General features: G+C 47.6%; 15 protein-coding genes. All 15 read left to right on the top strand.

Features of this window, described 5'->3' with window-relative positions; all coding sequences use genetic code 11:
• Window positions 1-926 precede the first annotated feature (926 nt).
• Window positions 927-4,253 carry a DUF6383 domain-containing protein gene (locus tag NQ542_RS12355; protein WP_005634337.1) on the top strand — a complete coding sequence of 1,109 codons (3,327 nt, stop codon included), beginning with the start codon at window positions 927-929 and terminating at the stop codon, window positions 4,251-4,253.
• Window positions 4,254-4,668: 415 nt separating this feature from the next.
• Window positions 4,669-5,595: a 16S rRNA (cytosine(1402)-N(4))-methyltransferase RsmH gene (gene rsmH, locus NQ542_RS12350; RefSeq protein ID WP_005634315.1), complete on the top strand. Its 927-nt coding sequence runs from the start codon at window positions 4,669-4,671 to the stop codon at window positions 5,593-5,595.
• A 26-nt stretch (window positions 5,596-5,621) separates the two neighbouring features.
• Window positions 5,622-5,966: an FtsL-like putative cell division protein gene (locus NQ542_RS12345; RefSeq protein WP_005649517.1), complete on the top strand. Its 345-nt coding sequence runs from the start codon at window positions 5,622-5,624 to the stop codon at window positions 5,964-5,966.
• Between the two features lie 3 nt (window positions 5,967-5,969).
• Window positions 5,970-8,168, top strand: coding sequence for a penicillin-binding protein (locus tag NQ542_RS12340; RefSeq protein WP_005634311.1), 2,199 nt, complete (start codon window positions 5,970-5,972; stop codon window positions 8,166-8,168).
• A 3-nt stretch (window positions 8,169-8,171) separates the two neighbouring features.
• Window positions 8,172-9,644 carry a UDP-N-acetylmuramoyl-L-alanyl-D-glutamate--2,6-diaminopimelate ligase gene (locus NQ542_RS12335; RefSeq protein WP_005634309.1) on the top strand — a complete coding sequence of 491 codons (1,473 nt, stop codon included), beginning with the start codon at window positions 8,172-8,174 and terminating at the stop codon, window positions 9,642-9,644.
• A 77-nt stretch (window positions 9,645-9,721) separates the two neighbouring features.
• Complete coding sequence (gene mraY / locus NQ542_RS12330; protein ID WP_005634307.1) at window positions 9,722-10,981, top strand: phospho-N-acetylmuramoyl-pentapeptide-transferase; 1,260 nt, start codon at window positions 9,722-9,724, stop codon at window positions 10,979-10,981.
• Between the two features lie 89 nt (window positions 10,982-11,070).
• Entirely contained in the window at window positions 11,071-12,408 is a 1,338-nt protein-coding gene (murD, locus tag NQ542_RS12325; protein ID WP_173022414.1) for a UDP-N-acetylmuramoyl-L-alanine--D-glutamate ligase, read from the top strand.
• Window positions 12,409-12,422: 14 nt separating this feature from the next.
• Window positions 12,423-13,790: an FtsW/RodA/SpoVE family cell cycle protein gene (locus tag NQ542_RS12320; RefSeq protein ID WP_005634304.1), complete on the top strand. Its 1,368-nt coding sequence runs from the start codon at window positions 12,423-12,425 to the stop codon at window positions 13,788-13,790.
• Window positions 13,787-14,905 carry an undecaprenyldiphospho-muramoylpentapeptide beta-N-acetylglucosaminyltransferase gene (gene murG, locus NQ542_RS12315; protein WP_005634302.1) on the top strand — a complete coding sequence of 373 codons (1,119 nt, stop codon included), beginning with the start codon at window positions 13,787-13,789 and terminating at the stop codon, window positions 14,903-14,905. Before NQ542_RS12320 ends, murG begins: the two co-directional genes overlap by 4 nt.
• 155 nt (window positions 14,906-15,060) lie before the next feature.
• Window positions 15,061-16,491, top strand: coding sequence for a UDP-N-acetylmuramate--L-alanine ligase (gene murC, locus NQ542_RS12310; protein WP_005634298.1), 1,431 nt, complete (start codon window positions 15,061-15,063; stop codon window positions 16,489-16,491).
• A 3-nt stretch (window positions 16,492-16,494) separates the two neighbouring features.
• On the top strand, window positions 16,495-17,223 hold the full coding sequence (locus NQ542_RS12305) for a cell division protein FtsQ/DivIB (RefSeq protein ID WP_005644573.1): 729 nt from the start codon (window positions 16,495-16,497) through the stop codon (window positions 17,221-17,223).
• A gap of 5 nt (window positions 17,224-17,228) precedes the next feature.
• Entirely contained in the window at window positions 17,229-18,647 is a 1,419-nt protein-coding gene (gene ftsA, locus NQ542_RS12300) for a cell division protein FtsA (protein ID WP_005634294.1), read from the top strand.
• A gap of 26 nt (window positions 18,648-18,673) precedes the next feature.
• Window positions 18,674-20,017: a cell division protein FtsZ gene (ftsZ, locus tag NQ542_RS12295; protein WP_005634292.1), complete on the top strand. Its 1,344-nt coding sequence runs from the start codon at window positions 18,674-18,676 to the stop codon at window positions 20,015-20,017.
• Window positions 20,018-20,119: 102 nt separating this feature from the next.
• Window positions 20,120-20,569 carry a GatB/YqeY domain-containing protein gene (locus tag NQ542_RS12290; protein ID WP_005634290.1) on the top strand — a complete coding sequence of 150 codons (450 nt, stop codon included), beginning with the start codon at window positions 20,120-20,122 and terminating at the stop codon, window positions 20,567-20,569.
• A 129-nt stretch (window positions 20,570-20,698) separates the two neighbouring features.
• Entirely contained in the window at window positions 20,699-22,114 is a 1,416-nt protein-coding gene (locus tag NQ542_RS12285; protein WP_005634288.1) for a carbon starvation CstA family protein, read from the top strand.
• Window positions 22,115-22,189 lie beyond the last annotated feature (75 nt).

Below are 22,189 nucleotides of genomic sequence, written 5' to 3'. Positions count from 1 at the left end.
ACAATAGTATGACTGTTTGTGCTTTAGCGGGTGAATGCAGGTACTAAAAGTGCCTTCACCGCTTACGTCTGCCTCCATCAGGGATAAAGTCGGGCTCCGGAAGGTTCTATTTAAGTGACAATCGCCATGCTACTGTTGTCAAACAGCCTGCTCATAGACCTTTTGCCTTTAGTCGAAAACCTTTTCGCCCTTGGTCAAAAGCCCTTTTGACACTGGTCAAAAACCTTTTCGACTAAGGGCGAAAAGGAAAGGAGTGGTAGTAATAGCTGTTAATGCCTGTGTATTTGTTGATTAATTGATATTGTAGCCTCCTTGTTTTTTACTTAAATGTGTGGATGTGAAACCGGGGAGGCATGGTCAACCCAAATCAGGACGAGACAGGGTGAAGGCAAATTTTTGAGGTGAAGGCAGTCCGGATGTCTGTCTTCACCTTTGTATGATATGATAATCAAAAGGTTTCAAGGGTGGGTGAAGCTGAAATGATTCATATCTGCCAATATGTGAACTTCGATGGTAAATTAGAAACGACCGTCATAGCATCATGTTTCTTGTGTGAGGATTGGTGACATAATATATAGGTATGACAGTTGTTTCCGTTATATTATGTAGAGATCGATTTTGTTTATATATTTAATGTACGCATGTACATTAATTTTAGATATGTAGGGCTTTGGGGTAGTTTCTCTATAAATATCAGAGTTTGTCTCGTAAATAAGCATTTTCGTACAGGATAGCTTATCTTGTTGATAAGAAAGAATATAGAAAAGGAAAAAATATTAAGGAAAAGGATTGTCGGTTGAAAAGTTATGCGTATTTTTGCCAAGAGAAAATCGTACGCAATGGTATTTGATTATAAGATTTAGAAGACGTACGTGTTATTTGATTGATTTATTTACACTTTAGTATTAATATTAAATTATTTGATTATGAACAAAAAGTTTTCTACTCTTTTGGCAGGGGTTGCATTGTTAGGTGCGATGTCTGCTAATGCAGGGAATCCTGTAACATCTTTGCAGAAAACGGGTAATGGCTTGTATCAATTGAAAGCTGCTGGTGGAGTGTTAGCGATGACTCCGGAAGGTGCTTTGAAATTGGAAGCAACTACTGAATCTGCAAATTTAGCAAGTACATTGTGGTGTGTTGAAGTAACTGAAGAAGGTTACGGTAAAGCTCCTATCTTTGATTTTACAAACAAAGCTACCGGTCAGCGTCTGGATATCCAGTATGCTGGTACTCTGTTGGAAGGTTTGGCTGAAAAAACGCCTTCTTATACGGACGTAGAAACGGCAAATGATTCTACTCGTGTCGGTGGTGAAATCTCTGGTTGGGCATACTTGAACCAGTATACATCTATTCCGGCAGCAGAACAAGCAGGTAAGACATTGTATTCTTATTTTAAAGCTGACTCTGTAATCGGTTTGGTTGCTGACGGAACAAATATTCAAGTGAAGAAGTTAGGTGCAGCTGATGCTTATAAAGATGCAGCTGCTGGTTCTGAATTAACGACGTTTATTCTTCAAGAAGCCGATATGATTCGTTTGCAGGCTCCTGAAATCAATACAATTTTGGGGTTGCAAGCTGCGGATAAGGGGGTTGCTTTGACATTTACACCGGATGAACAGGGCGAAAAGGTTGCTGTCGCCAACCCGTTCAATGGAAAGAATGCTGGCAAATTCTTGGCTGAAGCTATTTCTAGTGATAATGATTATGTATTTGTGTTGACGGCAGATAGTTCTTATCTGCGTGTTGATACTGCTATCGTTAACGAAAGCGGTGAGAGATTCCGTGCATTCAAGTGGTCTGATCTGAGCTATGCTAAACGTCAGGCAAGTACTGCTGCTACAAAGCCGACTTCTGCTGCAGACTCTATTTCCAAAGTAACAGGTCTTTCAGATCAGTATAAGTTCGCATTCTCTTACTATCCTTCAAAAGATAGCTTGGTAATCCAGGTTAAATCTGCAATGGATTATGATCCGAAAACTGCTACTAATGGTTCTGATTGGATTGATGATGCTGCTGCAACTGTGCTTCCTACAGCTGCTGGTACGAAAGGTGAGAACAACTTTGTAACTGTTCAGGATTTGATCAAAGATAAAGTACGTATTGTAACTATCTATGACAAGAAGGAAACTGATATTTCTTTGGGTTATAAAGGCTGTGAAGCCGTTTACAACGGTCGTACTTCTGTTGAGGACGGTTTGTATTTCATCATGAATCAGAAGGGGCAATATTTGGCTTCTCCGATCCATGTAAATGGTGGCGAAGCTACTTGGGTAACAGTGAAGGCTGACGAACAGTTGACAGCTCATATGCCGGCTTATCAGTGGGTTGTGTTGAAAAAGAACACGGCTGATAAGGTAAAGGCTTATTCTCCTGTTACTATCACAAACCGTGAGTTCGCAACCGAATTGTCTGCTACAGTTCAACTGATGTTGAATGAAGGTGCTAAATATATGTATACTTCTGCTGCTACTGATATTGATATCAAGGCAACGGACTCTTTGATCTTTGTACAAGTAAAAGATGCCGAAGGTGTTAAGGGTAATGCAGCTTTGATCGCTGAAGCTTATCAGGATTCACTGTTAGGTTATAAGAATATCCCGGACGCTAAGTTCTTATTGGATGAATATACATTCAAATATCTGCATCCGTATGCAACAGGCGAAAACAGCAAGTATTTAGCTAAGGGTGCTGGTAAAGATTCTTTGCTGAATGTATTGAACGGTAAAGATGCATTCCGTCTGATTGAAGACGAAATTGCTGATTATGGTTATACAGTAACGGCGGATGTTGCAAAACGTGTTGGCATCAAACAGTTGCGTAGAACAGAATATGCAATCTCATTGAAAGATGCTTATATGGACGAAGCTAAGGAAGACAAGTATGCAATGTCAGCTTACGCTGATCCTATCGATTATTTCTTCTTGAAAGAAAATAACCATTATGAAAGTGAATGCTATTATGCAATTGTGAAGGCTAATAGTGATACAATTTCAAATGTTAAAGCTGGTGTAACGGATGATATTCTGGATGCAACAGTTAAGGTACAACCACTGGAAGAAACTAGAACTTCTGCATTTGCAATCAATCCTGATAAGACTCCGTTGTATCGTCGTTTCAATAATGCAAATCTTGGTGAAGCTGATGGCCGTGATACTTTGAGATTCTATGAAAACGTACGTCATGAATATCTGATGGACGAAAATAATAAGGAAGGTGGCTTGACAGACGAATTCGTTAACTATGTTGGTATGTGGACTGCAGACAAAGCAACAGGCTTGGCATTCCAGATTGATACAACTTGGGTAGTTCGTGGACGTGGCTATATCAAACCTCAGTACCTGATTTCTGTTGCTCATAATGATTTTGCAGGTATCGAAGGAACTCCTTGTACTGAAGATGGTCCGCATATTACACCTGACGGACAGATTACAGACGATCCTATGGCTTGTAAGCATGCTCATCCGGCTATCCCAGGATTCGAAAGAGCTAAATATATGGTAAGCTTCCAGGATTCTGTTGCAGTTTATGGTCAAGACAAACCGTATGCAGACGTAGCTGGTGGTTATACTCGCGTTGGTTTCGTTGAAGGTATCCGTGTTGCTGATACATTGTGGATCTTGCCGGCTCAATATAGAAGCGTGGCTAACGACAAAGTAAACTTTGCAACTCTGCAAGCTTATAATGATTCTGTTGTGGCTAAGGGTCTGCCTGCTATCAAGAATCTGTTGACTGAAGATGTTCATAAGAACTACGTATGGTCATTCCGTTATGTACATCCTGAAAAGGCTAACAATGTAACAGAAGAAGGTCCTGAAAACTCATTCTTGTTCGAATCGAACATTTGGCCGAATTCTGCAACTACCGTTAATGAATCTATCGCTCCTACAGAAAAAGCTGCATGGCTGAAGATTCAGAATGGTTGTGTAGTTTTGACAGATGATAAATCTACATTCGCTAATGCTAAGACTGGTGGTGATGGTGCTTTGGTTTTCAATGTTGAGAATAAAGAAAACGATCAGTTGGCTACAGATAACGAAACTATTACAACATCAGAAGTAACAGTGATTGCTGGTAACGGAAACGTTCAGGTAGTTGGTGCTGAAGGCAAGAAAGTTGTTATCACTAACATCTTAGGCCAGACAGTTGCTAACACAGTTATCACTTCTGACAATGCTACAATCGCTGCTCCTCAGGGTGTAGTTGTAGTAGCTGTTGAAGGCGAAGAAGCTGTTAAGGCTATCGTTAAATAAGTTCGATGCATTTATTAATTAAATAAATCGATTGCTCCTCTTCTCGTGAGAAAAGAGGGCAGAAAACAAATAAGCCTTTCCGGTAGAAATATCGGAGAGGCTTTTTGTGCATATATACGAGTGGTATGATTGGGGGAATTTGAAGAAGTCGGAGCTGCTTATCTTCCGGAGAATGCGATATTTGAAAATAACCCTGTATAATCGTCCAAATACGCGATTCTGACAGGGTTTAGGGGTGTCAGAATGTGAATGTTTTTCCGACCTGTTGATAACTTTTTGTTACTTTTCCCATATATTTCTTGGCGGTTAAATTAGGAAATGTGTACTTTTACCCTCCAATAGGGTGATGTATGTGCAAATCAACCAACTACAGGCCCTTATTTTAAGGAAAAGTTTAACATGAAGTAGCGAAGAAATGGAAGAAAAAGAAGTCTGTTATCATGTGCCGGTAATGCTTCATGAAAGTTTGGAAGGACTGGACATTCAACCATCCGGAGTGTATGTCGATGTTACCTTCGGAGGTGGAGGGCATTCGCGTGAAATCTTGAACCGGCTGAATGACGAAGGGGAGCTTTATGGATTTGATCAAGATGCCGATGCGGAGAAAAACATTCCGGCGGATTCCCGTTTTGTATTTGTCCGCAGTAATTTTCGTTACTTATATAACTTCATGCGTTATCATGGTGTAGCGGGTGAGGTCGATGGGTTGTTGGCCGACTTGGGCGTTTCTTCCCATCATTTTGATGACAAGGATCGCGGGTTCTCTTTCCGTTTCGACGGAGCGTTGGATATGAGGATGAATACACGGGCTGGACAAACTGCGGCGGATATTGTTAATACATATACGGAAGAACAGTTGGCAGACTTGTTCTATCTTTACGGAGAATTGAAAGTGGCACGCAAGCTGGCCTCCGTCTTGGTGCGCAGCCGCGAAATAAAGAAGATAGAAACGATCGCCGACTTTTTGGAAGTGATAAAGCCCTTTACGGGAAAAGATAAGGAGAAGAAATTCCTGGCTCAGGTATTTCAGGCCTTGCGTATCGAGGTGAATGATGAAATGCGTGCCTTGCGCGAGATGTTGCAACAGACGCTGCAAGTGTTGAAACCCGGCGGACGTCTGGTTGTCATCACCTACCATTCTTTGGAAGACAGGTTGGTGAAGAACTTCCTGAAGACGGGTAACTTTGAAGGAAAGGCGGAGCAGGACTTCTTTGGAAATATAAGATCTCCGTTTCGCCTGGTAAACAATAAGGTGATTGTTCCGTCGGACGAGGAGATCGAACGGAATCCCCGCTCCCGGAGTGCCAAGCTAAGAATTGCGGAGTTGGATAATAGAGTCTGATAACTTTCAACAGAAAAAGTATGGCAATGGAAACGAAACAGAAGGAAAAGAAGAAGGAGAATCGTTTTTCTTTTTTGTATATATTGGGGGGGGGGATCCTGAAAGAGGATTTCATTGTCAGGCATACGAAGATGATCGTGCTTGTTGTCGTACTGATATTCATATTTATCGGTAACCGATATGTCTGTATGCAGCGGTTGCGTGAAATCGACCGCTTACAACAGCAATTGCGCGATGTGCGGTTCGAGGCGCTGTCCATTTCTTCGGAATTGACAGGCAACAGCCGTCAGTCGCAGATTGAACTGTTGATAGAAGAACAGGGTATAGAATTGGAAGCGGCGAAGAATCCGCCGTATGAATTGTATAAGTAAAAGATGGCTGAAGAAGAGATCGGATCAAAAGAACAAGCTCCTAAGAGTAACCGGATTTTATTCTGTTACTTCTTTATCGTGCTGTTGCTCGGATTGGTAGCAATAGGCATCTTGGTGCGTGCCTTCGATACGGCTTTTGTGGAAAGGGAGACTTGGATGAAGGTGGCCGAGAGCCAGAAGCGTCCGAACCGCCTGATCTATCCCAGCCGTGGAAATATCTATTCTTCCGACGGCAAGCTGATGGCGACCAGTGTGCCTTGCTTTTATCTGTATATCGATTTCAACGCAGACTGCTATACCCATCCGACCAAGAAGTGGAACAGCTTGGATACGCTTCTGAAAAGTAAACATAACGGGATCGACTCCCTTTCTTTTTACCTTTCCCGCAAATTGAAAGACAGGACGCCTGTCGGATATAAGAATTACCTGCTGAATGGTCTGAAGAAGAAAAGCCGCCAGTTCCCCGTTTGTGACGGTAAAGTTTCCTATTCCGACTTGAAGGAAATAAAGAAATTCCCGTTCTTCCGTTTGGGACGGTTCAAGAGCGGCTTCTACACGCGGGAGATGGTCGAACGGCAGAAGCCGTTCGGGACATTGGCCTCCCGTACGATCGGCGACACGTTCCGCGATATCGATCCTAAAACAGGACTGACAAAGGGAAAGAACGGTCTGGAATTGCAATACGATACTTTGCTCCACGGCGTAGCCGGCCTGAATTCCGTACGTCGTCTCGGTGGAGGATGGACGAATGTCGTAGAGGTCGATCCGGTGGAAGGAATGGATATCCGCACGACGATCGACATCAATATCCAGGATATAGCCGAGAAGTCGTTGCTCGACATGCTGAAAAAGATCGACGCTGCATCGGGTACGGCTGTCGTCATGGAAGTCGCGACAGGCGAGGTGAAAGCCATTACCAACATGGGGCGTATTCGTGAAGGCGTCTACGGCGAGGATACCAACCATGCCGTGGCAGACGAAACGGAACCCGGTTCGACCTTTAAAGTCGCCTCCATCATGGTGGCGCTTGAAGATGGTGTCTGCCAGCCCGGCGATACGGTCGATGTCGGCAACGGTATCTATATGTATAAAGGAGCCCGTATGACGGATCATAATAACCATAAAGGCGGTTACGGCCGTATTTCGGTGGAACAGGCTATTTGGTATTCCTCCAATATCGGGGTGGCCAAGACGATCCTGAAAGGATATGAAAAGAATCCGACTAAGTATGTGGAAGGGCTTTACCGTATCGGTTTGAATGAAGACCTCCGTCTGGAAATCCCTGGAGCGGGCCGTGCTAAAATCCGCCGGCCGGACGACACTGTGCGCTACTGGTCGAAGACTGCTCTGCCGTGGATGTCTTTCGGGTATGAGACTCAGATCCCGCCGATTTATACGCTTGCCTTCTATAATGCGATTGCCAACAACGGTAAGATGGTGCGTCCGATCTTTACAAAAGAAATCATGCACAACGGCAAGACCGTGCAGAGCTTCTCTACTGAAGTGATCCGGGAATCCATTTGCTCGGAGCGTACGCTGAATATGATAAAGGATATGTTGTTAGGCGTAGTGGAAAAAGGAACCGGCAAGGCTGTCCATTCTGACTTTGTCCGTATTGCCGGTAAAACCGGTACGGCCCAGATCGCTTCGGGAGGTGTTTACCGCCAGGCTGGCCACCAGGTCGCCTTCTGCGGCTATTTCCCGGCCGACGAACCGAAATATTCCTGCATCGTCGTGATCCGTCAGCCGCGCAACGGCTATCCTTCGGGGGGCACGATGTCAGGCGGCGTAGTGAAGGCGATAGCCGAGAAGGTCTATGCCAGCCATATGTCATTCGACATCCGCGACATGGAAAAGGATTCATTGGCAGTGACGTTGCCGCAGCCGAAAGCCGGTGAACGGGGAGCGTTGGAATATGTTTTGGACAAACTCGATATAGAGGCCGATAACGACAGTATCGAAACCCAATGGGTGACGGCTAAGCGTGAGGACGGCAGGGAAGATGTGGAACTGAAAGATATCCCTATCCGCGAAGGATTGGTGCCGAATGTGGTTGGCATGGGAGCGAAAGACGCCGTTTACCTGTTGGAAAGCGTTGGATTACGGGCTTCGTTGAATGGTATGGGGCGGGTATCTTCTCAATCCGTATCTCCCGGTTCACGGGTTTCGAAAGGACAAACCGTTTCATTAACATTAAAATAGGCTATGGAACTAAAAGAACTTATTCATCCGTTGGAAGTGCTTGAGGTCGTAGGAAACACCGACGTGGAGATCTCCGGTATTCAGTCTGATTCCCGTAAAGTGGAAAAAGGCTTTTTGTTTGTGGCGGTTCGGGGTACGACCGTAGATGGCCATGATTATATCCAAAGCGCGATCGGGAAAGGGGCTGCCGCAATCGTTTGCGAGGAAATTCCTGCTCTTTCGGATGAAGACATACAGGTATCCGAAAGCAAACCGGTTTTTATCCGGGTGAAAGATTCGGCGGATGCTTTAGGCAAATCACTTTCTGCCTGGTATGAGAATCCTTCGGACAATCTGATATTGGTTGGAGTGACCGGCACGAACGGAAAGACGACAATTGCGACGCTCCTGTACGAGATGTTCCGGAAGATGGGGCATAAAGTAGGATTACTCTCTACCGTTTGCAATTATATCGATGGCGAAGCAATCCCGACTGATCATACGACGCCTGACCCTGTCACCCTTCATAATCTGATGGCTCGGATGGTGGAAGCCGGTTGCGAGTATGCTTTTATGGAAGTCAGTTCGCATTCGATCGACCAAAAGCGTATCAGCGGCCTGTCGTTCAACGGAGGTATCTTTACCAATCTGACGCGTGATCACTTGGATTATCATAAGACAGTCGAGAATTACTTGAAAGCCAAGAAGAAATTCTTCGATGATCTGCCTACTTCGGCTTTCGCACTTACGAATGCGGACGACAAAGCCGGTCTTGTCATGTTGCAGAATACGGCTGCCAGGAAGCTGACCTATTCGCTTCGCACATTGGCCGATTTCAAAGGAAAGATATTGGAATCCCATTTCGAAGGGACTGAAATGCTGGTTAACGGGCGTGAGGTGATGACACGCTTTGTCGGCCGTTTCAATGCCTATAACCTGTTGGCAGTGTATGGAGCTGCTGTTTCGTTAGGCAAAGATCCGGAAGAAGTGTTGGTGGTGTTGAGCGATCTGCATTCGGTTTCCGGTCGTTTCCAGACGATCCAGTCTCCGAAAGGCTATACGGCAATCGTGGACTATGCCCATACGCCTGACGCATTGACGAACGTGCTCAACAGCATCCATGAGGTGTTGAACGGCAACGGCCGTGTGATCACGGTCGTTGGCTGTGGCGGCAACCGCGACAAAGGAAAGCGCCCGATCATGGCGAAGGAGGCAGCCAAGTTGAGCGATCAGCTGATCCTGACCTCCGACAATCCCCGTTTCGAGGAACCGGATGAGATCATTAAAGATATGGTGGCCGGCCTGAATGCTGCCGATATGGAACATACGCTCTGCATTACGGACCGTGCGCAGGCGATCAAAACAGCCACTATGCTCGCCAGGAAAGGTGACGTGATCCTGGTTGCAGGCAAGGGCCATGAAGATTACCAGGAAGTAAAAGGCGTGAAGCATCATTTTGATGACCGGGAACAGTTAAAAGAAATATTTAAGAGTTGAAAGGTGGAAGGTGAAAGTTATATTCAGCAGTATTTAACTTTCAACTCTCAACTTTCAACTGAAAAACGAAGTTTTTTATGTTGTATTATTTGTTTAATTATTTGGATCAGCTCGATTTTCCGGGGGCCGGTATGTTCAAGTATGTATCATTCCGTTCCGCCCAGGCATTGATCCTGTCCTTGTTCATCTCGACGGCTATCGGACGCCGTATCATCGACAAGCTGCAAATGTTGCAGATCGGCGAGACGGTGCGTAACCTCGGCCTGGAAGGGCAGATGAGTAAGAAAGGGACGCCGACGATGGGAGGTATCATCATTATCATTGCGATTGTGGTGCCGACCTTGCTTTGTGCGAAGCTGACCAATATCTATGTGATCCTGATGCTGGTGACGACCATCTGGTTAGGGGCGTTGGGATTTGCCGACGACTATATCAAGGTGTTCCGGAAGAACAAGGAAGGCATGCATGGCAAGTTCAAGATTATCGGACAGATCGGTCTGGGGTTGATCGTCGGCCTGGTGCTTTTTATGAGTCCGGATGTGGTGATCAAGGAGAATATGGAAGTGCGGCATGACAATGTGATCGAGGAAGTCCGCTACCATGCAGTTGAAAAGAAGTCGACCAAGACGACGATCCCGTTTGTGAAGAACAACAATTTCGATTATGCGCAGTTGGTCAACTGGGCAGGCGAATATAAGGAAGAGGCAGCCTGGCTGGTCTTCGTCCTGATGGTGATCTTCGTGGTAACGGCCGTGTCGAACGGGGCGAACCTGACGGACGGTTTGGATGGTCTGGCGGCGGGAAGCTCGGCGATTATCGGGGTGGCACTCGGAATACTTGCGTATATGTCGTCGCACTTCGAGTTCGCCTCTTTCCTGAATATCATGTTCATCCCCGGAGCGGAAGAACTGGTGGTGTTTGCGGCTGCCTTTATCGGGGCAACGGTCGGATTCTTGTGGTACAATGCTTATCCGGCACAAGTGTTTATGGGGGATACGGGTAGCTTGACGTTAGGCGGTATCATCGCTGTATTCGCAATCATTATTCGGAAGGAATTACTGATCCCGATCTTGTGCGGCATCTTCCTGGTGGAGAATCTCTCCGTCCTTATGCAGACGTTCTATTTCAAATATACGAAGAAGAAATACGGTGAGGGACGGCGCATTTTCAAGATGGCTCCCCTTCATCACCATTTCCAGAAGCCCGGTAATGCGGGAATACAGGCTTTGATACAGAAACCTTTTAACGTGGTGCCCGAATCGAAGATCGTGGTCCGGTTTTGGTTGATCGGTATCATCCTGGCAGTTATAACGATTGTGACGTTAAAGATGAGGTAAAGTGATTTATGATTTATAATTTGTGATTTATTATCGACGCATAAATCATAAATCATAAATCATAAATGAATAAAGAAATCATAAATCAAATGAAGAAAAGGATTGTTATCTTAGGGGCCGGTGAAAGTGGCGCAGGTGCTGCCGTGCTGGCAAAGGCGAAAGGATTCGATGTGTTCGTTTCCGATTTCTCGTCCATCAAACCCAAGTATAAGGATATGCTGGATGCCCACGGTATCTGTTGGGAAGAGGGCCGGCATACCGAAGCCGACATCCTGAATGCCGACGAGATTATCAAGAGTCCGGGGATTCCCGACAAGGCTCCTATCATAAAGAAACTGAAGGAGAAAGGTACGCCTATCATCTCCGAGATAGAATTTGCCGGACGGTACACGGATGCCAAGATGATCTGTATCACCGGAAGCAATGGCAAGACGACGACGACCATGCTGACTTACCACATCCTCCGGCAGGCGGGAGTGGATGCGGGGCTTGCCGGGAACGTCGGGAACAGCCTTGCCCTCCAGGTGGCTGAAGATCCTCACGCCGTCTACGTGATCGAACTGAGTAGTTTCCAGCTCGATAACATGTACGACTTCAAGGCGGACATCGCCATCTTGCTGAATATAACGCCTGACCATCTGGATCGTTATAACTACGAGATGCAGAACTATGTGGATGCCAAATTCCGCATTATCCGGAACCAGACGGCTGAAGATGCTTTCATATTCTGGAACGACGATCCCATTATTGCCCGCGAAATCGCCAAACGCCATCCGCAGGCAACTCTCTACCCGTTCGCCGAAACTCACGAAGCCGGCGTAAAGGGCTATACGGAAGACAAAAAGATAATAATTGAAACCTCAAACGGAACGTTTACAATGGAAGAAGATTTATTGGCATTATCGGGAACGCATAATCTGTATAATTCGCTGGCTTCTGGTATCGCATCCAAATTGGTGGATATCCACGATGAGAATTTACGGGCTTCGCTGAGCGACTTTACCGGGGTGGAACATCGCCTGGAGAAAGTGGCACGTGTGCGCGGAGTCGATTATATCAACGACTCGAAAGCTACGAATGTAAACTCCTGCTGGTATGCCTTGCAGAGCATGACCACTCCGCTGGTCTTGATACTGGGTGGAACGGATAAGGGAAATGATTATTCCGAAATCGAAGAGCTGGTGAAGAAAAAGGTGCATGCCCTCATATTCCTCGGTGTGGACAATGCCAAGCTGCATGGTTTCTTCGACGGGAAGGTTCCTGTTATCGAGGATGCCCGTTCGATGGAAGAAGCCGTAGCGAAAGCGTATAAGCTGGCCGAAAAGGGAGATACCGTCCTGTTGTCACCCTGCTGTGCCAGCTTCGACCTCTTCAAGAGCTATGAGGATCGTGGCGACCAGTTCAAGGCTTGTGTGCGTAACCTGTAAAGAAAGACGAAGAAATGGACTTAGCAAGTAAACTGTTCAAGGGCGACCGGGTGATATGGGTGATCTTCATGTTCCTGTGTTTGGTCTCGGTGATCGAGGTCTTCAGTGCAACCAGTACGATTGCTTATAAGAATGCGAATCATTGGGCTCCTATTGTACGTCATGCGACTTTCCTGTTGGGAGGTTTCGTGCTTGTACTGTTGATGCACAACATACCGTGCAGGTTCTATTCCTTGTTGAGTTTGCTTTTGCCGGTCTCGATGGTTCTGTTGGCCATTACGCCCTTTGTTGGTGTCGTGGTAAATGGGGAACCTCGTTGGCTGGAAATTCTCGGAATCCGTTTCCAGCCCTCGGAAATAGCCAAGATAGCCGCTATCGGTTATACGGCGTTTATCCTGAGCAAGCGGAATTGGTTCACGGATAAACAGATGTTCTGGTACATCTTGGGAGGCGTTGGAGGTGTTTGTTTTCTGATCTTCTTCAATAACGGGTCGACCGCTATCCTGCTGTTCGCCGTGACTTTCATGATGATGTTCATCGGGCAGATATCCATCGGACGTCTGCTGAGATTGGGCGGTGCGGGTATCATCGGCGTCTTGATGTTAGTGGGTTTTATACGGTTTGCCCCGGACAAGGTGATCGACTTGATGCCGGATCGTGTGCACACTTGGAAAGCACGTATCGAGCGTTTTTCCGATCCGGCGGATGCCGTCAAGTTTGAACCGGGAAGAGCTGTCAGCATTGACGGTGACGATTACCAGGTGGTGCATGCCAAGATTGCACTAGCACGTGGCGGTCTGTTCGGGAAGTTCCCCGGACATGGGCAGCAACGCGACTTTCTGCCGCAGGCTTACTCGGACTTTATCTATGCCATTATTATAGAAGAGATGGGAATCGTCGGGGGTGTCTTTGTCCTGCTCCTGTATATCATCTTGCTTGTCAGGGTGGGGATGATTGCTCGTAGATGTGATAAGCTCTTTCCTAAATTCCTGGTGCTGGGCTGCGGATTGTTGGTTGTCGTCCAGGCCTTGACGAATATGGCGGTGGCGGTAGACCTGATACCGGTGACCGGACAACCTTTGCCGTTGGTCAGCCGGGGAGGTACGTCGACTGTAATCAGTTGCGCCTATATCGGCATCATCTTGAGCGTTAGCCGTTTCGGGGCCAATATGGGAAATGAGGAAGAAACACCGGAAGAAGAAGGGACTGCTGCTGTTGCCGAAGGTGGTACGCTTCCGGAAAGCGAAAGGATCGCGGATGCAACCCTTGATACCGTTTCGGACAAACCGTTCGAAGCGACCGCGAAAGCTCCCGTGGGTGAAGAGAATCCATTGGAGGCCGTGCGGACAATAGAAGAAACAACAACAGAAACTAAAATATGAAACAGTACCGAATCATCATAAGCGGCGGTGGAACCGGAGGGCATATCTTCCCGGCTATCTCCATTGCCAATACCTTCAGGAAACGTTTTCCGGAGGCGGAAATACTGTTTGTGGGAGCTGATGACCGGATGGAAATGGAGAAAGTGCCTGCCGCCGGTTATCGCATCGTGGGGTTGCCGGTTAGCGGCTTCGACCGTGCCCACTTGGCCAATAACATCCGTGTCGCAGGCCGTTTGCTCAAAAGCCTCAAGCTTGCCAAAAAGACGATACGGGAGTTCAAACCCGATATTGCCGTGGGGGTAGGCGGTTATGCCAGCGGACCGACGCTCTGGATGGCTGCTTCCTTAGGAATCCCTACCCTGATACAGGAGCAGAATTCCTATGCAGGTGTCACGAATAAGCTCCTGGCAAAGAAAGCCGGCAAAATATGCGTCGCCTACGAAGGCATGGAGAAGTTCTTCCCGGCCGACCGTATCGTCGTGACCGGCAATCCGGTCCGTCAGGATCTGGAAGAGGCGTCGGACAAGCGTGAGGAAGCCTTGAAGTTCTTCGGCCTCTCCCCGGATAAGAAGACGATTCTGGTGGTTGGCGGCAGTCTGGGTGCACGGACGATCAACCGCAGCATACAAGGAGATCTGGATAAACTTTTCGCTTCGGATGTCGACGTACAGGTAATCTGGCAAACCGGACGCTATTACCATGAAGAAGCCTTGAAACATCTGAAGGCTTACAGGGGAATGCCGATCTGGTGCTCGGACTTCATCACCCGTATGGACTATGCCTATGCGGCGGCCGATCTGATTATCTCCCGTGCAGGCGCCAGTTCTATTTCCGAACTTTGCCTGCTGAAGAAACCGGTGATCCTGGTTCCTTCTCCCAATGTGGCGGAAGACCATCAGACGAAGAATGCTTTGGCATTGGTGGGTAAAGATGCTGCTGTCATGGTGGCCGACAAAGATGCCGAACAGCAATTGGTGTCGAAGGCTCTCGAAATCATCCACGACGACGAACGTCTCCGTGTCTTGGGCCGCAACATCGCGACATTGGCCCAGCACCAGAGCGCGGAACGCATAGTGGACGAGATCGTCAAGATTATCGAAAAGAAAAACCTATGACTTTTTGCCGGAAAAGCTATGGCCTCTGGTGAAAAAAGTTATAGTCTTTTACAAGAAAAGCTATAGCCTTTTCTGAAGAAGATGCCGTTCTTTTATGGCAAATACGGTGGGAAGATCGTATCTTTGTAACAAAGAATAGTAACGAGTAAGAAAATATGGATATAAACAACATAACGGCTGTCTATTTTATCGGGGCCGGCGGGATTGGGATGAGTGCCTTGATCCGCTATTTCCTTTCGAAAGGAAAGAAGGTGGGCGGTTACGACAAGACTCCTTCCGGTCTGACGGAGCAGTTGAATTATGAAGGAGCCGCCATTCACTATGAAGACAATGTCGACCTGATCCCCGACGACTTTACCGATCCGGCAAAGACACTGGTCGTCTATACTCCTGCCGTTCCCGAAGACCATTCGGAGCTTTGCTATTTCCGGGGGAATGGTTTCGAGGTGATGAAGCGTGCACGTGTGTTAGGCGAGATCACTGGTTGCAACCGGGGATTGTGTGTGGCCGGTACGCACGGCAAGACAACGACCTCTTCGATGGTCGCCCACCTGCTGAAACAGTCTCATGTGGATTGCAATGCTTTCTTAGGCGGTATCCTGAAGAACTATGACAGCAACCTGATGCTTTCCGACAAGAGTGACCTGACCGTGATAGAAGCGGACGAGTTCGACCGTTCGTTCCATTGGTTGAAACCTTATATGGCCGTTATTACCGCGGCCGATCCCGATCATCTGGATATCTACGGGACTCCGGAAGCCTATCGTGAAAGTTTCGAACATTTTACCTCGTTGATCCGCCCGGACGGTTGCCTGCTTATGAAACAAAGCATCAACGTCACTCCCCGCCTGCAGGAAGGCGTGAAGTTTTATACTTATACCGGCGCTTTCGACGCAAAAGAACTTTCAACTTTCAACTTTCAACTCTCAACTGGAAGTCCCGACTTTTATGCGGAGAACGTCCGCATCGGAGGTGGCGAAATCTTCTTCGACTTTGTCGGTCCTGATGTCCGCATCCCCGACATACAGCTGGGCGTGCCCGTGAAAGTAAACATCGAGAACGGAGTTGCCGCTATCGCCCTTGCCTGGCTGAACGGTGTGACACCGGAGGAGATCAAGCATGGTATGGCGACCTTTGCCGGTCCGCGCCGTCGTTTCGACTTCCATCTCAAGAAAGAAAATATCGTCCTGATCGACGACTATGCCCATCATCCTGCCGAGCTGAAGGCAAGTATCCTTTCCGTGAAGGAGCTGTATGCCGGACGCAAGGTGACCGGTATCTTCCAGCCGCACCTTTACACCCGTACGCGTGACTTTGCCGCCGACTTTGCCGCCAGCCTCTCGCTCCTGGATGAACTGATACTGCTGGATATCTACCCGGCGCGTGAGGAGCCGATACCGGGTGTCACTTCACAGATTATCTTCGATGCCGTGACCATTGCCGACAAGCGGTTGATCCGCAAGGAGGAACTGTTGGACGTGGTGGCTGCCGAAGCCGGTAAGTTCGAAGTCGTCCTGATGGTCGGAGCCGGCAATATTGAACTGTTGGTAGATCCGGTAAAACAAATATTGGATAAAAAAGAATAAATCGTGATCCGTATCGTATCCATAATCGTTGCAACACTGTTGTTCTGCTACATCGTGTTTGTCTCCTTCTTCTTTCGGGAAAGCAGGCAGAAGGAGTTGTGCCGTGACCTGCAAGTAGTGGTCGTGGACAGCCTTGACAAGCATTTTGTGAGCGAGAGCGATTTGGTGCATATCCTCAAGAAGGCTGACTTGAACCCGATCAAGAGGCCGATGGACGAGATCAACACCGACCGGATTGAAAACGAATTGCTGAAAAACGAAATGATTGCCCGTGTGGAAGCTTACAAGACTCCTTCCGGCATGATTAAATTGGAAGTGGAGCAAAAAATTCCTATCTTGCGTGTGATAAGTCCGAGAGGCAACTATTATGTGGATAATCTGGGAAGCACGATGCCTGTCAGCCGCCGTTATGTGGCGCACGTTCCGGTTGTGAGCGGATATGTGGAAAAAGAGCTGGCGGTAACCGACTTATACAAATTTGCATTATTTTTGCAGGAGAATGATTTCTGGAATAATCAGATAGAACAGATTTACGTTCATCCTGATAACGAGGTGGAGCTGATTCCGCGGGTCGGTAACCATCGTATCGTACTGGGCTCCTTTGCTGATTTCGAGGAGAAGCTGGACAATCTCCGGCTCTTCTACGAGAAAGCGATCCCGAAGGTGGGGTGGGAGAAGTACAGCATTATCAGTTTAAAATATAAGGATCAGATTGTTTGTACTAAAAGATAGAGAATATGGCATACACAGACTTTATAGCGGCCATCGACCTTGGCTCTTCTCACATGGTCGGCATGGTAGGCGCGAAAGGCCCTGCCGGGACACTTTCCATCATTGCCTACGAAGTGGAGAACTCCGATACCTGTATACGAAGAGGATGTGTATATAATATAAAAGATGCGGCCGGCAAGATCGTGCGGTTGATCCGCAAACTGGAAAACAAATTGGGCGGTTCCCGTATCGGTAAGATATATGTCGGGGTGGGAGGCCAGTCGCTTCGTTCGATTAACCATGCCGTGTCGAAAGTGCTCGGTAGCGGTACGGTGACTGAAGAGGTGCTGAAGGAACTGGATCAGGAATGCCGGCAGTATCGTCCCGATATGCTGGACGTGCTGGATATAGCCGCTCCCGTTTATTATCTCGACAACCAGCCGGAAACCCATCCGATAGGTTTGGGGTGTTCGCGTATTGAAGCCCACTATAAGTTGCTCGTTGGCCGTCCGTCTCTTCGTCATGCCGTAACCACGAACATGGCGGAGCAGATCAAGCTCGATGTGGCTGGTGTTGTTGTTGCGCCGCTGGCGTTGGCAGACCTGATCCTGACGGAACAGGAGAAATTGAAGGGGTGTGCGTTGATCGACTTCGGTGCAGGCGTCACCTCTGTCACGATGTACAAGGATGGCAGTCTGGCCGGTCTCTACGTTATTCCGTTGGGCAGCCATCTGATCACTCGCGACTTGATGTCCTTGGGTATGCCGGAGAAGGAAGCGGAACGTGTCAAGCGCACCTACGGCAACGCTATCTGGGAAAAAGATAACGAACAGCAGATGGTCACGGTAGACTTGGCCGACGGACAGCATTCGAGCGAGATCAAACTTTCGGATATCAATATGGTGGTGGAAGTCCGCAGCCGTGAGATCATCGAAAACATATACGCCCGCATGGAAGATGCGGGAGTGGCGAAAGATCCCGGTTACAGCATCGTGATTGCCGGCAACGGAGCCGCTCTGAAGAACATGCGTGAAGCCCTCAGCGAACGTTTCAAGATGGATGTTCGTTATGCTTCCGTCCGGAAAGATCTGATTGCCGACGGCGAGATGATTGCCAATAATCCCGAGTATACGACCGCAGCCGCCCTGTTGCTAAAAGGAACGGAGAACTGCGCCCTTTATATCGCTCCCGAACCGGAGAGACCGAAAGTGGTAGAACCGAAGATCGAGCCGAAAGAAGAACCCGTGATCGCTGAAATAGAAGAAAAGCAGGAGGAACCGCCTGTTGAAAAGCAGTCAGCGGCTACGACTAAGAACCGCAATTCCGGAACAAAGAAGGAGGAAGAGAAAAAGAACCGTAAGGGCTGGGGTATCGGCGACCTTTTCAAAAATGCGGTGGATAAGGTGGGAGAAGGCATTGACAAGGCCTTGAAAGATGAGCAATAATCGGTAACAATAAAAGACAGACGACAATGGACGATAATACATACGATTTTGATTTGGCAAAAGCGCCTCAGACAATCATCAAGGTGATCGGTGTCGGTGGCGGTGGTGGTAATGCGGTCAGCAATATGTATCGCGAAGGTATCCGGGATGTATCTTTCGTATTGTGCAATACCGATAATCAGGCGTTGCAGAAGTCGGAGGTTCCTAATAAATTGCTGATCGGACAGAATACGACGCATGGACTTGGTTCGGGGAATGTTCCGGAAGTGGGAGAAAAAGCCGCCTTGGAAAGTGAAGAAGACATCTACCGGATGTTGGATGACGGTACTCGTATGGCCTTTGTTACGGCCGGAATGGGGGGTGGTACGGGAACAGGAGCCGGGCCGGTAGTCGCTAAGATCTCTAAAGATATGGGGATTCTGACTGTCGGTATCGTTACGATACCTTTTGTCTTTGAAGGACGGCCGAAAATCGTGAAAGCGCTCCGTGGTGTCAGAAATATGGCGCAGAATGTCGATTCGCTTTTAGTGATTAACAATGAGCGATTGAGAAATTTTGCCGACATGCCGGTTCCACAGGCGAATCGTAAAGCGGATGAAACATTGACAATCGCGGCCAAGAGCATAGCCGAAATCGTGACGACCGATTTGGAACAGAATGTCGACTTTGCCGATGTCGACACGACGATGCGTAACAGTGGAGTCGCTTTGATCAGTATCGGTTTCGGAGAAGGAGAAGGACGTTTGCGACAAGCGATTACGGAAGCTTTGGAGAGTACGTTGGTCAACGATGTGAACAATATTTTCAATGCTAAACGGGTAGCGTTTGTCATTTATTATAGCCATGAAGACGAACTTCGTATCAGTGAAATGGACGATATACATGATTTCATGTCGCAATTCAAGACTGAATACGAGGTGAAGTGGGGACATGGTTATGATGACAGTTTAGGGCATAAGATCAAGATTACGATCTTGGTGACCGGTTTCGGGTTGGAAGATATCCTGACCAAGACGGAACAGCAGGAGCTTGTCACAGAAGAACAACTGCGCGAAATGGCAGAGAAGGAAGAAGCGGAAAGAAAAAGACGAGCGGAAGAAGATGCCTTGATGGGACGTTATTACGGTGAATATATCGACTCGCGTCCGAATGCCGAAATCGTTGTATTTGCCGTCGACGAATTGGACGATGACGCTCTGATCTCTTTCATGGAAGACAAACCTGCCTACAAGCGGACTGCCAAAGACGTGCAGCAGATACGCCGGAAGGGTGAGGAACCGGTACGTACCCAAGGCATGTCGTTCACCTCGCCTGCCGCTAACCAAAACAAGAAGCCTAAATCTGGCGGCACAGTTATTAGTTTTAGGTAATGAATAATGACTAATTGATAATAAATAATGAAAAATTAATGATGAGTAGTTGGATACGCGAAGGTTTAATTATTCATTCTTAATTCTTTAATTTACAAAACTATGGATTTGTTCGAAAGAGTCAGCGAAGACATTAAAAACGCAATGAAGGCGAAAGATAAAGTCGCCCTTGAAACACTGAGAAACGTGAAGAAGTTTTTCCTCGAAGCGAAGACCGCTCCGGGAGCCAACGATACATTGACAGATGCCGATGCATTGAAGATCATGCAAAAGCTCGTCAAACAGGGTAAGGATTCCGCCGCTATCTACGTGCAGCAGGGACGTCAGGATTTGGCCGATGTCGAACTGGCACAGGTAGCCGTTATCGAAAAGTACCTGCCGAAACAGATGTCTGCCGAAGAGCTGGAAGTCGAGCTGAAGGCAATCATTGCACAGGTCGGGGCTACCGGTCCGAAGGACATGGGTAAGGTAATGGGCATTGCCTCCAAGGCATTAGCCGGAAAAGCCGAAGGACGTATGATCTCGGAAGTCGTTAAAAAACTTCTGAATTGAAGATTGGAAATGGAAAATTGAAAGATAAAGAAGAATTGTTTTACTTTTCAGTTTTCCATTTTCTCTCCCTTGTTGTATCCTTATCAATCTAATTTTCAATTCTCAATTTTCCATTTTCAATTACCGATTATGATTACTTTTGTTTGTTGCCTTATTGCACTCATCGTAGGTTATTTCATCTACGGTAAATTCATCGAACGTATTTTCGGCATAGATGCCAAACGGCAGACTCCTGCCTATACGCACCAGGACGGCGTGGATTATATTCCGATGCCAACTTGGAAAGTCTTTATGATCCAGTTTCTGAACATCGCCGGACTGGGACCGATCTTCGGCGCCATTATGGGAGCGAAGTTCGGAACCGCTTCTTTCCTGTGGATCGTGTTGGGAAGTATCTTTGCCGGTTCAGTACACGATTACCTGTCCGGGATGTTGTCCCTGCGTCATAACGGGGAGAGCTTGCCTGAGATTATCGGCCGTTACCTGGGCGTGAACTTCAAGCAGTTCATGCGTGGTTTTACGGTAATCCTGATGGTGCTGGTCGGCTCCGTGTTTGTGGCCGGGCCTGCCGGCTTGCTGGCAAAGCTGACACCGGAACATCTGGATACTACTTTCTGGATCATTGTCGTGTTCTTGTATTACATCCTGGCGACCTTGTTGCCGGTCGATAAGATTATCGGGAAAATCTATCCTTTGTTTGCTGCCGCTTTGTTGTTTATGGCGATCGGCATTCTGGTGATGTTGTTCGTCAATCATCCGCCGTTGCCTGAAATCACGGACGGGATGCCGAACACCTATCCCGGTCATCTGCCTATTTTCCCGATTATGTTCGTCAGCATTGCCTGCGGTGCCATTTCCGGTTTTCACGCGACACAAAGTCCGTTGATGGCCCGTTGCATCAAGAATGAGAAGTACGGACGTCCTATTTTCTTCGGCTCCATGATTACGGAAGGTATCGTTGCGTTGATCTGGGCTGCTGCTGCTACTTATTTCTATCATAACAATGGTATGGGTGAAAACAATGCTGCCGTTGTCGTCGACAGTATTACGAAAGAATGGCTCGGTACGGTAGGTGGTATATTGGCAGTCTTAGGTGTGATCGCCGCCCCAATTACCTCCGGTGATACGGCGTTTCGTTCGGCCCGCCTGATTGTGGCGGACTTTCTGCATCTTGAACAGCGCAGTGTCTCCAAGCGGCTCATGATTTGCATTCCTTTGTTCTTGGTGGCTATCGCTCTTTTGCTTTACAGCCAGAAAGACAAGGATGGTTTCGATATGATTTGGCGCTATTTTGCTTGGAGTAACCAGACACTCGCGGTGTTTACCTTATGGGCATTGACTGTCTACTTGGTGATCTCGAAGAAGCCCTATATCGTTACGCTGATTCCGGCTTTGTTTATGACGGCTGTCTGCTCGACATACATCTTTGTCGCTCCTGAAGGCTTAGGCATGGAAAACGGCATTTCACAGATTATCGGCTTTGCCATAACAATCGTTGTTTTAGCCTTCTTCCTGGTTTGGAAGAAGAAGACCGGCAATATATAATATAGTAGGACCGGTCTTCTCTGGTACTCAAGGATGGCCGATGCTGCCTGCCCTTTGCCCGGAGTAGACCGGACG

This window comes from Parabacteroides merdae ATCC 43184 (assembly GCF_025151215.1).
Lineage (GTDB): Bacteria > Bacteroidota > Bacteroidia > Bacteroidales > Tannerellaceae > Parabacteroides > Parabacteroides merdae.
Note: the sequence above shows the minus strand (reverse complement) of the source record. Positions and strands in the feature narration are given on the sequence as shown.

Bases quoted from the DNA above. Each gene is read 5' to 3' on its own strand.
- ftsA (WP_005634294.1), top strand. From the start codon at position 17,229: ATGGCATACACAGACTTTATAGCGGCCATCGACCTTGGCTCTTCTCAC.
- ftsZ (WP_005634292.1), top strand. From the start codon at position 18,674: ATGGACGATAATACATACGATTTTGATTTGGCAAAAGCGCCTCAGACA.
- NQ542_RS12335 (WP_005634309.1), top strand. From the start codon at position 8,172: ATGGAACTAAAAGAACTTATTCATCCGTTGGAAGTGCTTGAGGTCGTA.
- rsmH (WP_005634315.1), top strand. From the start codon at position 4,669: ATGGAAGAAAAAGAAGTCTGTTATCATGTGCCGGTAATGCTTCATGAA.
- NQ542_RS12345 (WP_005649517.1), top strand. From the start codon at position 5,622: ATGGAAACGAAACAGAAGGAAAAGAAGAAGGAGAATCGTTTTTCTTTT.
- NQ542_RS12355 (WP_005634337.1), top strand. From the start codon at position 927: ATGAACAAAAAGTTTTCTACTCTTTTGGCAGGGGTTGCATTGTTAGGT.
- NQ542_RS12320 (WP_005634304.1), top strand. From the start codon at position 12,423: ATGGACTTAGCAAGTAAACTGTTCAAGGGCGACCGGGTGATATGGGTG.
- mraY (WP_005634307.1), top strand. From the start codon at position 9,722: ATGTTGTATTATTTGTTTAATTATTTGGATCAGCTCGATTTTCCGGGG.
- murD (WP_173022414.1), top strand. From the start codon at position 11,071: ATGAAGAAAAGGATTGTTATCTTAGGGGCCGGTGAAAGTGGCGCAGGT.
- NQ542_RS12285 (WP_005634288.1), top strand. From the start codon at position 20,699: ATGATTACTTTTGTTTGTTGCCTTATTGCACTCATCGTAGGTTATTTC.
- murC (WP_005634298.1), top strand. From the start codon at position 15,061: ATGGATATAAACAACATAACGGCTGTCTATTTTATCGGGGCCGGCGGG.
- NQ542_RS12340 (WP_005634311.1), top strand. From the start codon at position 5,970: ATGGCTGAAGAAGAGATCGGATCAAAAGAACAAGCTCCTAAGAGTAAC.
- murG (WP_005634302.1), top strand. From the start codon at position 13,787: ATGAAACAGTACCGAATCATCATAAGCGGCGGTGGAACCGGAGGGCAT.
- NQ542_RS12290 (WP_005634290.1), top strand. From the start codon at position 20,120: ATGGATTTGTTCGAAAGAGTCAGCGAAGACATTAAAAACGCAATGAAG.